Source organism: Parabacteroides sp. KHUB-01 (assembly GCF_056640935.1).
This window is the reverse complement of sequence record NZ_CM153256.1, coordinates 3,436,855-3,449,395: the sequence shown is the minus strand read 5'-3', so window position 1 is coordinate 3,449,395 and position 12,541 is coordinate 3,436,855. Positions and strand designations below refer to the sequence as shown.

General features: G+C 36.8%; 9 protein-coding genes. 1 reads left to right on the top strand and 8 read right to left on the bottom strand.

Features of this window, described 5'->3' with window-relative positions; translation table 11 throughout:
- Positions 1-738 precede the first annotated feature (738 nt).
- A complete protein-coding gene (ispE, locus tag ACYIAR_RS14595) occupies positions 739-1,545 on the top strand; it encodes a 4-(cytidine 5'-diphospho)-2-C-methyl-D-erythritol kinase (protein WP_480330603.1) in 807 nt (268 codons plus the stop codon).
- Between the two features lie 55 nt (positions 1,546-1,600).
- On the opposite strand, the gene ACYIAR_RS14590 is transcribed toward ispE, so the two are convergent.
- The 8 genes from ACYIAR_RS14590 to ACYIAR_RS14555 form a co-directional block, all read right to left on the bottom strand.
- Complete coding sequence (locus ACYIAR_RS14590; RefSeq protein WP_480330601.1) at positions 1,601-3,055, bottom strand: efflux transporter outer membrane subunit; 1,455 nt, start codon at positions 3,053-3,055, stop codon at positions 1,601-1,603.
- The gene (locus ACYIAR_RS14585; RefSeq protein ID WP_480330599.1) at positions 3,039-6,179 is read right to left on the bottom strand and encodes an efflux RND transporter permease subunit; all 3,141 of its coding nucleotides are present in this window, start codon (positions 6,177-6,179) and stop codon (positions 3,039-3,041) included. The genes ACYIAR_RS14590 and ACYIAR_RS14585 overlap by 17 nt, the downstream gene beginning before the upstream one ends.
- A gap of 15 nt (positions 6,180-6,194) precedes the next feature.
- Positions 6,195-7,358 carry an efflux RND transporter periplasmic adaptor subunit gene (locus ACYIAR_RS14580; RefSeq protein ID WP_480330597.1) on the bottom strand — a complete coding sequence of 388 codons (1,164 nt, stop codon included), beginning with the start codon at positions 7,356-7,358 and terminating at the stop codon, positions 6,195-6,197.
- A gap of 187 nt (positions 7,359-7,545) precedes the next feature.
- A complete protein-coding gene (locus ACYIAR_RS14575) occupies positions 7,546-7,911 on the bottom strand; it encodes a hypothetical protein (protein ID WP_480330595.1) in 366 nt (121 codons plus the stop codon).
- 93 nt (positions 7,912-8,004) lie between these two features.
- Entirely contained in the window at positions 8,005-8,847 is an 843-nt protein-coding gene (locus ACYIAR_RS14570) for an SDR family NAD(P)-dependent oxidoreductase (RefSeq protein ID WP_480330593.1), read from the bottom strand.
- 25 nt (positions 8,848-8,872) lie between these two features.
- Complete coding sequence (locus ACYIAR_RS14565; protein ID WP_480330591.1) at positions 8,873-9,262, bottom strand: DUF3859 domain-containing protein; 390 nt, start codon at positions 9,260-9,262, stop codon at positions 8,873-8,875.
- Positions 9,263-9,287: 25 nt separating this feature from the next.
- Positions 9,288-11,501: a Kelch repeat-containing protein gene (locus tag ACYIAR_RS14560; protein WP_480330590.1), complete on the bottom strand. Its 2,214-nt coding sequence runs from the start codon at positions 11,499-11,501 to the stop codon at positions 9,288-9,290.
- A gap of 11 nt (positions 11,502-11,512) precedes the next feature.
- Positions 11,513-12,367 (bottom strand): hypothetical protein, encoded by an 855-nt coding sequence (locus ACYIAR_RS14555; RefSeq protein ID WP_480330588.1) that lies wholly within the window; start codon positions 12,365-12,367, stop codon positions 11,513-11,515.
- Between the last annotated feature and the right edge of the window lie 174 nt (positions 12,368-12,541).

Here is a 12,541-nt window from a genome sequence, read left to right as displayed (position 1 = left end):
ATTTTATATCCAAATAAGGAATCTGTTCCGTATAAGAAATCCACTGAAAGCGAAATCTTTTAGCAAAAACAGGATATATTGAAAAAAAGCTGCCTATGTTTCTGAAAAAAGCCGCCTACGTTTTCCTAGAAACATCGGCAGATTTTGTGGAGGGATTAATGGTTGTTGGAATGCATAATAAAAAGACAAAAAATGTTCGAACATAAGACTTGAAAGATTTGAAGGAAATAAAAATATTTACGGAAGAAAATGAGCATAGGGTCGAACCTAAATCCAAATATATACGGCCCCAATTAGTGATAGGTCTAGATGTATTTTTGAGAATATGAATATTATATACAAACCTGGATAGTATAAAAGCAAAAAGGGGAAATTCCGTTAGGAAAATCCCCTTTTGTATAATAAAAGCCGCACCGTAGATATGAACAAACTCCGTATGACAGGATTTGAGTGCTTTACCGTCTTTGTAATCCGCCGTGCGAAGCATACCCCGAAGGGCGCGGCCCGCCATTAACGATAAGAGCTATGTCTCGGAATTGTGAAAATTTGATGAGTTTCCCAATCGAACAAGTGCGGCTTAACTCTTTAAGCTTTTTCTGTAATTCTGTATTGCAAATATATGTGATTTTCTCTAACTACAAAAAATATTTTGAATAAAAATATTACCAAAACATATATTTCACATATTTTTGTAATATCAAAAATACACAAAATATAACTATTTAATTCACTAATAATATGTTGACATTCCCTAACGCAAAAATCAATCTTGGACTTAATATAGTTAGCAAACGTCCTGACGGTTATCACAACATAGAAACAATATTTTATCCTATTCCGGTAAAAGATGCGTTGGAAATAATTCCTGCAAATGAGACAAAATTCACACAAAGTGGTATAAAAATAGATGTTCCGGCGGAAAAGAACATTGTTGTTAAAGCATACAATATCCTGGCTGAGGAATATGAATTACCGAAATTCAACATTTATCTTCTTAAAAACATTCCTTTTGGAGCCGGACTGGGCGGAGGTTCTTCTGATGCTGCATTTATGCTTAAAATGTTGAATGAAGTATGCGAATTGAATATCAGTAATGATAAATTAGAAAATATCGCATCAAGAATCGGAGCGGATTGCCCGTTTTTCATCAACAACAAACCTGTGTTTGCTTCAGGCATAGGAAATATCTTTGAACCGATAGAACTTTCATTGGAAGGCTTATATTTATGCCTTGTCAAACCTGATATTTCGGTTTCCACACCTCAAGCATATTCAAATGCAAAACCTTTAGTTCCGGAAATATCACTTAAAGAGATTATAAAACATCCGGTAGAAGAATGGAAGGATTTAATGGTTAACGACTTTGAGAAAAGTGTTTTTCCTCAATTTCCCCAAATAGCTGAAATAAAAAAGAAATTATATGAATCAGGAGCGATATACGCTTCAATGTCCGGTTCCGGTTCATCTGTATTTGGTATTTTCAAAGAAATGACATCTTTAAAAGAGAATTTCCAGAACTGTTTTGTGTGGGAAGGGAAAATATAAAGGAGGTTGCCTCACGGCACCCTCCTTCTATTATTGTTATTAAGTTATATGAGTATTATAAAACACCTCCGCCTAAAGCTCTATACAAATAAACATTGTTGATACATTTATATGTATTAAGCTGAATTCTTTCCAGTTCGCAATCCAGATATCTTTCATCAGCAGAAAGCACTTCAAGATAGCCGACAAAACTCAAACGGAACAATTCGTTAGCATCACGTATAGAACGATGATGAGTTTTACTTTCTTCTTCTTTAAGTTTATATCTTTCAGAAATATTATCCTGGGCAACCAGCAGATTAACAACTTCTTCGTATGCCTTTAAAACTGTTTCATGATACTTGGACAAAGCAATCTTCTGATTACTCTTGGCTTCTTCCCATAAAGCTCGAATTTCATGCTGATTGAATATTGGAGCTGAAAGTCCTGCTGCAAGATTATATACAAGTGACGCGGGAGCAACAAACCATTTACTTAAGTCAAATGCATTAAATCCACCACCGGCACCGATGACCAAAGACGGGAAAAAAGCTTTACGTGCAGCTTCAGCATCTGCCTTTGAAGCTAACAGTTCCATTTCTGCAGCGCGAATATCCGGACGGTTGGCAAGTAACTGAGCAGGAATTCCTGATTTAACAGAAAATTCCAAATTTCTCATTTCCTCAAATGATATTCTTTTTATTTCGAAAGGGAAAGCACCCAGCAAAGTTGCCAAAGCACGTTCTTTCTCACCTGTCAGTTGCTTAGTTTCAAGCAACTGTCCTTCCAGATTCAGCAATCGAGACTGAAACTGGTCAACAGCCAGCTGAGTGACCTCACCTTCCTGCTTCAACTCATAAGTGAGTTGATAAGCTGCCTCTGTATTACGGATAGCTTCTTCCAATATTTCATACTGAGTGTCCAAACCAATTAATTCGAAATACTGAACCGCGACCTCTGAAATCAGCAAAGTTCTGGCATATTGAGCAGCTTCTGCCGACGCCATCCATCTTTTAATGGCAGCTTGTTTTTTATTACTTAATTTACCCCATATATCTGCTTCCCACTGGAATTGAATGCCAAGATTCAAATCTCTGTATGGGTCAGGTATATGTTTTTCTTTATCCAAATCAGGAGTGTTGGTAGTTGCATTACCAACACCATCCATACTATATTCTCCAAAACGCTGAATGCCGGCACCAATTCCTGCAGAAAGTTGCGGGAACATAGCGTTTTTGGACTGCTTCATACGTGTTTGAGCTATATAAACTCTTTCCAATATCTGCTGGAAAGAATGGTTGTTGCTCAATGCCGTACGAATATATCCTTGGAGAATTGTATCCGGAAAGAACTCTTCCCACTTCATGTCTGCCATTGTTGTAGTATCACCCAACGATGGCTGTCCGTAAACATATTTATCAGGAAGTTTGATCTTTTCATCAGCTGTCATCTCAGGAGCTTTGCAACTCCATGTAAAAGCCGACATAAAACCGACCAAACTATATGCTATATATTTAATCTTCATCTTCATATGATTTTTTATTACCCTTCAAACGAGTTTCTAATGCCTCAAAAATAATATACAAGCCAGGGATTAAGAATATACCTACAATAGTTCCGATCAACATACCTCCAGCAGCTGCCGTACCGATTGACCTGTTACCCAAAGCTCCGGCTCCAGTTGCAAAAATCAAAGGAATCAAACCGCAGATAAATGCAAATGATGTCATCAAAATCGGACGTAAACGGCTAGTGGCACCTTTCAATGCTGCAGTAAATATATCCATACCTTTATGTCTGTACTGATTTGCCATCTCAATAATCAAAATAGCATTTTTACCCAGCAAACCGATAAGCATGACTAACGCTACCTGAGCATAGATGTTATTTTCAAGACCTGCAATCTGCAAGAAGAAATAAGAACCAAATACACCTGCCGGCAAAGACAATATAACAGGGAAAGGCAACAGCAAACTTTCGTACTGAGCTGCGAGCAACAAATAAACGAATAGCAAACAGATACCAAAAGTTATCATTGTCTGTCCTCCGGATTCTTTTTCCTCACGAGTCACACCTGACCATTCAATATGATAACCTCGAGGCAACATTTCGTCTGCAATTTCTTCAACAGCGGCAATAGCTTCACCGGAACTTACACCTTCTGCTGATGTACCGGTAATCAACGCAGATGTAAACATATTATAACGGGTAATCTGACTTGGTCCGAATACTCTCTCCATCGTCATAAAGTTAGAGTAAGGAACCATATTGCCTTCTTTATTCTTTGCAAACAGACCATATACATCGTCCGGGTCCATTCTATATTCCGGAGATGCCTGTATCATAACTTTATACATCTGACCGAAACGAATGAAGTTTGAAGAATAGAAACTACCTATATATGACTGTAATGTTTCCATAGCGTCCTCAACACTAACACCCAATTTTGCAGCTTTTGGCAAATCAACTTTCAAAAGATACATTGGGAAATTAGGATTGAAACCTGAAGTAACACCTTCAAGACGAGGGTCATTATTCAATCTTTCAACCAATTCATCAGCAACATTTGCAAAATCCTCAAAAGAACCGGCTGTTCTATCCTGCAATCTCAATTCAAAACCGCTGGCATTACCGAAACCAGGAACTGCAGGTGGCAAGAAGAACTGAATCTGAGCATCTTTGATATGTGATGTTCTATCAGCGAATACTGAAATCAAATCATCAGCACTCATTTCACGCTGATCCCAAGGTTTCAAGTTAACCATACCCATACCAAAGCTAGCACCTTCGGTTTCTGTCATCAAACTGTAACCTGCCAATGTTGAAATACTTTCAACCTCATCAAATGGCAACAATGCAGCCTGTACGTTATTCAAAACAGCTTCACTACGTTCCAATGTTGCTCCAGGAGGTGTGTCAACATTTACATAAATCATACTTTGGTCTTCATTAGGAATAAAGCCGGTTGGCAAAATGCTACTCATACCCCAAGTTGCCAAGAAGAAGACAATCAATGTTGCATATGTAAAGAATCTTCTATTTAAGTATGTAGACAAACCTTTTGCATATTTGTTTTCAAAAGACTCATAATGCTTATTGAAGAATCTGAAGAAACGGCCCATCAGACCTACTTTTTTATGAAGTTCACCTGGTTCCTTCAATAACATTGCACATAACGCCGGAGACAAAGTCAAAGCATTAACACCGGAAATAACAATTGCTGCAGCCAATGTCAATGAGAACTGACGATAGAAAATTCCGACAGTTCCTTCCATAAAACCTACAGGCAAGAACACGGCAGACATAACCAATGTAATAGCTATAATAGCGCTACCAATTTCTTTAATTGCAGCAACTGATGCTTTATAAGGTGAAAGCCTTTCATTATGCATCTTAACATGGACGGCCTCTACCACAACAATCGCATTATCCACCACAATACCAATTGAAAGCACAAGCGCAAACAATGTAAGCATATTGATAGAGAAGCCCAGCATCTGCATGAAGAAGAATGTACCGATTAATGATACAGGCACAGCAATCGCAGGAATCAATGTTGAGCGGAAATCCTGAAGGAAAATATACACAACTATAAAGACCAGCAAGAATGCCTCAACCAATGTTCGCAACACGGCTGAAATAGATGCATCCAAGAAACGTGATACGTCATAAGATATATTATAATCCATTCCGGGGACAAAGCTGCTCTCCTTCACTTCTTCCATTTTTGCCTTGATATTCTGGATAACCTCGCGAGCATTAGAGCCCGGACGCTGTTTAATCATAATAGAAGCAGAAGGACGGCCGTCTGTCATTGAAATCATATTATAATCTTCGGAGTCAAACTCGATAGTAGCGACATCTTTCAGACGTAACAATGAACCGTCAGACATTGCCTTCAGAACGATTTCACCATATTCTTCAGGTGTAGAGAACTTACCGGTATATTGCAACACATATTGCAAATGCTGCGGTAGTTTATCAGAACTGATACCTGTTTTTCCAGGCGCTGCCTCGATATTCTGGTTTCTGATAGCTTCTGTAACATCCTGTGGCGACATATTATATGCTGCAAGTCTGTTCGGATTCAACCAAACACGCATTGCATAATCACGGCTACCCATGATTTCCACGAAACCTACACCATCAATACGCTTAAGCTCACGAAGAATATTAATATCCGCAAAGTTGTAAACGAACTTTTCAGTATGAGTGCTGTCTGTACTGTATATATTAAGATACATCAACATACTGTTTACTTCCTTTTCCGTTACCACACCGGCACGAATTACTTCTTCTGGCAATTCGTCTAAGACTGTAGTTACACGGTTCTGTACGTTTACTGCTGCTACGTCTGGGTCTGTACCAACCTTAAAGTATATTGTTGTCAAAGACATACCGTCATTAGTACAAACTGTTGTCATATATGTCATACCAGGCACACCATTAATGGCACGCTCCAAAGGTGTTGCAACTGTCTTTGACATAACATCCGCACTTGCTCCAGTATAACGAGCTGTTACTGTTACTGAAGGCGGCACAATGTCGGGGAACTGAGTAATTGGCAATCCAATAATTGCCAAAATACCCAGACAAACAATCAATACAGAAATAACCCCCGACAAGATGGGTCTTTTAATGAATAACTGAAACATAAGCTATGGGATATATTATTGTTTATGGGTAGTGTCTGTTGTATGATACGATTCCATTAAAATATTCTGGAACTTTACTGTATCTGCTTTAATTGTAGATCCATCTTTTATGCCTTGTATTCCTTCATATACAATAGTCGTTCCAGGTTCAAAATCCTGTGTAACATAGAATTTCCCATATCTTTCCAAAGGTTGGAAACTACGGATTTTTGCTACACCATTCTTGTCAACGACATAAACATAGGTAAAATCCTGTATTTCAAATGTAGCCTTCTGTGGCACAAGATATACATTCTCCATATGAGTCTGCATACGAATCTTGCCCGTTACACCGTGCTTCAACAAACCTTCCGGGTTCGGGAAACGTACACGGAAAGCAATTGAACCTGTTCCTCTTTCAAAGTCTCCTTCAACAGTTTCCAACTTTCCTTTATGACGATATACGGTACCGTCTGAAAGAACCAATTCTATATTGTTCATTTCCGGAAGTTTCTCTCCTGTCAGCTGAGCCTTCTTATATTTTAGATATTCACTTTCATTTACTCTATAATATGCAAATATTTCTGACACATCACTTACTGTAGTCAGCAAACTTGCTGGAGTTACCAAACTTCCCACTTTGTATGGTATTCTGTCGATATATCCATCAAATGGAGAAGAAACGGTAGTATATGAATAATTAGTCTGAGCTTGCTGTAACTGAGCCTTAGCTTGCTCAACCTTCATTCTAGCGACTTCTTTTTCTGTATTAGCCTGATCCAGACGAATCTTTGCAATGATGTTCTTTTCAACCATCCTCTGGATTCGTAGAGATTCATACTCTGCCATCTGATATCCAGCTTCTGCTTGCTTGAAATTTGCCTGAGCTTCTTTGACTCTTTCGGCATACTCTTCTGAGCTTAGGCGGAACAAAGGTTGTCCTTTGCTGACCTTCTGACCTTCATCCACAAGAATCTGATTTACATAACCTTCAACTTTTGGTTTTACTTCAACAAACTGTATTGCCTGAACATCCGCAACATAAGACTGAGGCAAGTCGATTGTTGTAGGCTGCAGAACAGTAATCGGTGTTGCTGCAGAGGAATGAAACACAGTTCCACGCTGAGCTTCATCACATGAACTTAACAGCCCAGCTACAAACACAAAGGCTGTACACATCTGATACAAATTAATTTTCATAATGTTTAAAGAAGATAATACTTGTAAGTTTAGTGTACGACTCAATAAATACTCGTAAGGACATACGAATAATAACAAAGAATAGCCAAAGTCTATTCCAAATCAAAGTCGCAATAAAAAATGATTAATTAAGGAAATACACACAGGTTCTCAGAAACAGAACCTTAATTATAAAAGATAAGAATGATTAAATTCGAAATACACAAAATGCAGTATGGAAACTTTCGTAACCAAACTTAAAATCAATATTGTCTACAAATATATTCTCATTATTATTATACTGGGGAGTATAAAATATATCAGGCAAACATGCTAACATAAGTAAACTAAACACTTCTGAACCTAATCCTGCTCTTGATGCTTGTCTATAGTAGTCATCTGTATCCAAGCTTTGGATTGCATCATCAGGTTCCGCCTGTATTAATTCAATTGCGGTTGTTGGTATTTTAAGATATGAATAATCTACAGTCAACACGTCAGACTGTACCAATAATAAAACTATGGCACATAAAAGACGAATTATAGTGTTTTTTATATGGTCTCGCGTTGACATTTATCCTATTCATTTTTTCCGTTTGCAAATTTAAAATAATTATCTAAAAACACAAAGGAACGTCATAATTTTTAATTCCAGTTTGGCTTTTGATTACTCCTCATAAATCATTTTCTTTGTCATTCCACCATCAACAGTTATATTCTCTGCATTAATGAAATCATTTTCTGGCTGAGACAAGAACACACATATTCTAGCTATATCCTCAGGTTTTCCAACCCTCTTAGACGGATGCTGAACATGATCTATCGGACGTAAACTTTCATAATCTGAGTTTTGTATCCAACCAGGAGAAATACTATTGACTGTTATATGTAGATCAGCCAAAGATAAAGCCAAAGCATGAGTAAGGGAATAAATTCCTCCCTTAGATGCTGTGTAAGCCTCACTTCCCGGCTCACTCATCAAATATCTGGTTGAACATATATTAATTATCCTACCATATAAGTTTGGCACTAAAAGTTTTTTACGATGTATAGCCAAGAACCTTGAAGTAATAAAAACAGGTCTCAAATTAGTGGACAAAATCGAGTCAAAATCATCTACACTGATATCTGTTAATGGAGTGAATATGCTCACACCTGCATTATTTATCAGGATATCAATATCACCCCAAGCTTCGAAAATCTTTGACATACAAGATTCTAACTCCTCTTGCTTTCTTATATCAACTTTATAAAAAACAGCTCCAGTTTCTTTTGCAGTCTTATTTCCGGAAATTTCATCTATATCACAAAAAGCTACACGATAATGCCCCGGATCAAAAGCCGATACTATCGCTTTCCCAATACCTTTTGCTCCTCCTGTCACAAAAACTATTTTCTTCTTTGTCATTTCAGAGAAAGTTTTTTGTTTTCCTATAGCCGCAGATGTTTTTCTGGAAATTTTTCTCATCTGCATTTCTTCAAATTTTCTTTCCAAATAATTATCAGCCATAATATAATTAGAGCAAAAAGATTTTCTATTTAACAAACAAATTAAAACTTTTAACTGCGATTATTTTTCCGTTATACATAACAGACAAAGTCCATATTCCTGCCTTATCTTCAATAGGCTCCCAAACTGTATCACCCAGGAAAAATTCAAAGTCGTTACTATTGACGAAATAAGAGCCTTCAAAAGGAGGAGCCAGTTCTCCTTTGTCATCATTAAAAGGTGGATGTTCGATTATATAATCCAAAAGTATTCCTTTTCCCTTTTTTACAGAAATAATAAAGCCAAACTCTACACCTATTTCAACCGGAATTTCTGTTGTATGCTTTATAATTTTGGGTAACGCTTTTGAATTTCGTTCCCATTCAGTATAAAGACCATAACTTTTCATTGAAAAGACAGGAGATATCTTAGGCATAAGTAATCATTTTACGTAGTTAATATTACCAAGGTAACACATTATCCCAAACAGGATTATAAAAATACATTGCTTTTAATCCAGTCACTGAATTTATATAAATTCCATCCTCGCCAGCAAACATATTCGTTGCCTGATTTATTTCAGTTGGAACTTTAGCCTTTTTAGTCCAAGATTTATTTACAATATCATATAACCAAATATATCCATCTGTATCCAATAAATAAACAGAGCCTTTGAATGCTGTTGCACAAAGTACTCCATTTGACGGGAAAGGAGTTTCTTCTGTCCATTGCAGAACATCGTCCTCATTAAATGAGACTGACCACCATTTTTTACTGAAAACATCAGACAATGTTCCTTTAACTCTTCCCAAACCGACAAAATGTTTACTGTCGTCGACATTCAAAGCTACGCTTCCATACTGAGGTTCAGGAAGAGGTGTAGATTTTGACCAAGAAGAATTTAAAGTATTGAAAACCCATACTTCATCAGTAATCTTCTCACTGGAAGAAGATAGGCGTCCTCCAACTATATATATATTGAGATTATTTAAAAACGCAGCAGAATTGCACATAGGAGCAGGAACTCCTTTTTCCCCTACAACATAGGCAACTTTCCTCCACTGATTATCTGCATCTACATATGAATACATATCATTAGATAATTCTGAGTTATCTCCCATACCTCCAAAAGCCAAAATATTAGAAGAATTATATGCTATCAGGGTCTGCCATTTCCTTTTAAAAGGGAATGCAGCTCTTGAATTCCAATCATCCTTAGAAATATCATATTTCAAAAATTCATTTGTCAATTCAGAATTATGGGTATTTCCACCAAGCACATAAGCAACTGTAGATGTAGATGCTGTTGATATAGAAAGTATATCTAATGGCTCACCGGAAGCAGCTTCTCTTTCTTCAAATATTTTTGGAAGCTCCACTGTTTCTATTGCGCTATAAGAAGTACCTTCCGAGTTTGTAGCATACGCAACAATATAATATGTCTCAGAACCTTTCAATCCGGAAATTTCAGCCGTTAAATCTGTTGATTCCGGCTCAAGAACATTATTGTATGCTCCATTTTTATTGGTTAATGAAGGAGCTTCCTCTACAGAATTAGTCCAGCAGAATCCAGCAGAAACTATATCAGACATTCCTTCCGACAAAATTGAAGCAGACAACGACAGCGTTCCGTTTTTATTGATGGTTATATCTTCTATACCAACAGTTGGCTTCTGATTCTTCAACACAAAAGGTATACCATCGCCTTCGCTATACGAAGTTCCATAATGATTAGTTGCAAAAGCACGGACGTAGTACTGTTTCTGAGGTTCCAAATCTTTCAATGATGCTGTAAACTTACCATCAGGCTGTAATTCTGCAAAAACATGCATTGAATCCAAATTCGGTGATTTCTTTGTGGCATAACAAAAGCCAACTTGTTTTACTGTAGAATCACCATTAGAAATCAATGAAGATGAGAATACAGCCTCAGTAAATGAAATCTCTACTGTATCAGGTACTTCAACAGCTGGTTTTCCACTTGTTGTTGTAAAGTTTTTTACACCTCCTGTTATGACACCGAATGAATTCTTCAGATAAGCTTCTACCTCATAATTCGTTTCAGGTTTCAAGCCAGTAATTTTTTGATAAAAAGAATCAGCCTTCATTTCAAAGGCAATTGTATCTTTTTTCTCAATACCTTTAACAGATAAATAGACACCACGCTCAATAATATCACCTTCTCCTGGGTCTATAATTTTTCCACCACAAACTACAGAGCTGGCTTTCACCAAAGAATCAACAACAAAGGTTTTCATCAAGCCTAATCCTTCTGTTGTATTTTTCTGAAATTCTTCACCGTAACTTGTTCCAACCTTATTTGTTGCATAAGGTCTGAAATAATATAAAGTTCCTGGTTTTAAGTTTTTTGCTAGAGCTTTAAATTCACCAACTCCACTTCCACATACAGTTGTATCATTTGATTCAATTGTAGGATTGGGTTCAGTTCCCCAACAAACGCCATATCTATCAACAGGAACACCACCTGCACTAACAACTTCTGCATGAAAAACTATAGATGTAGCAAACATCTCAACACTATGTTCGTCATCTAAAAGAGTAACAACTTGAGGAAGCTTTGCATTTCTGACATCATCATCAAAAACAGGATCCTCGATACATGCATAACTCAATGACAGTAATAAAATAATATATATAATATGTTTACTATTCATGTCCGATATTTTTAAAAGAACACACCAACTCCAGCATTCAGGTCAATATATTTAAAGTTAACAGTACTACAGCCGGCGCTAATATAGAATGAATTAACCTTGAAAATCAAATCACAATCACCCGCTATACCGGAAACAGAAGAATCAATATTCTTTGCCCATCCTGTATATATATCATTTCCTGAATTTAAATCTGATTCAATATATTCATAATACAAACTACGATTTCCATATCCCAATCCGACTGAGGCATAAAGCCATGACGTACATTTAATCATTGCTCCAAATGTAGCTGCATATGCACTAGTTCTGGTTCTGTTGGTAAAACGATATACATCAGACGATCCATAATCAACCAACTCACCGCCATTATTATTAGTACATTCAGCATCACCCTTTTGGAAAGACATATTAGTCTTAAACCTTAAATACCAGCCGAAACCATTTCGAACACCTCCAATATTTATACCATACGGCATTTCCATCGAATAAGTATATCCAATAAAAAATTTCATTCTATTATTTGTCTGTTGCGATTCAAGACGTCTGACATACTCTTCATATGAAACTTTTGGTTTACGCAATTCGTCAAGTTTTTCTGTCCAATAAGATGAGAGTTCTTCGTTCAAAGGTGTACCTATTCCTTCTTTGTAATAAAGGATAAGTTGCTTAATTGCTATTGTATCATTTTCCGTGCCTTTTACATTCAAACAATTAAGACATTTATTCATAAGGCTTCGCATAGAAGGACGCATAGAAGGACTTTTCAGCCATATATCTGTAAGCCTATCTATACTGTAAGAGTCGCAGTTAGCGACACCTTCCTCATACCACATCTTAGCATCGCGATAATCATTTCTTCTCATCGCTTCATCACCTTTTTTATTGTAATTAATATCCTGCTGCGCTATAAGTATTGCAGGATTTAGAAATATCAAAAAGAATATAAAAATATAATTTCTCATCATTATACTTTATTATACCCAACAAAACAAGTCTTTAACTGAAAGGACAAACGGACAGGATAAATTAATATCTGT

Bases quoted from the DNA above. Each gene is read 5' to 3' on its own strand.
- ACYIAR_RS14565 (WP_480330591.1), bottom strand. From the start codon at position 9,262: ATGCCTAAGATATCTCCTGTCTTTTCAATGAAAAGTTATGGTCTTTAT.
- ACYIAR_RS14580 (WP_480330597.1), bottom strand. From the start codon at position 7,358: ATGAAAATTAATTTGTATCAGATGTGTACAGCCTTTGTGTTTGTAGCT.
- ACYIAR_RS14570 (WP_480330593.1), bottom strand. From the start codon at position 8,847: ATGGCTGATAATTATTTGGAAAGAAAATTTGAAGAAATGCAGATGAGA.
- ispE (WP_480330603.1), top strand. From the start codon at position 739: ATGTTGACATTCCCTAACGCAAAAATCAATCTTGGACTTAATATAGTT.
- ACYIAR_RS14560 (WP_480330590.1), bottom strand. From the start codon at position 11,501: ATGAATAGTAAACATATTATATATATTATTTTATTACTGTCATTGAGT.
- ACYIAR_RS14590 (WP_480330601.1), bottom strand. From the start codon at position 3,055: ATGAAGATGAAGATTAAATATATAGCATATAGTTTGGTCGGTTTTATG.
- ACYIAR_RS14575 (WP_480330595.1), bottom strand. From the start codon at position 7,911: ATGTCAACGCGAGACCATATAAAAAACACTATAATTCGTCTTTTATGT.
- ACYIAR_RS14585 (WP_480330599.1), bottom strand. From the start codon at position 6,179: ATGTTTCAGTTATTCATTAAAAGACCCATCTTGTCGGGGGTTATTTCT.
- ACYIAR_RS14555 (WP_480330588.1), bottom strand. From the start codon at position 12,367: ATGAGAAGAAATGATTATCGCGATGCTAAGATGTGGTATGAGGAAGGT.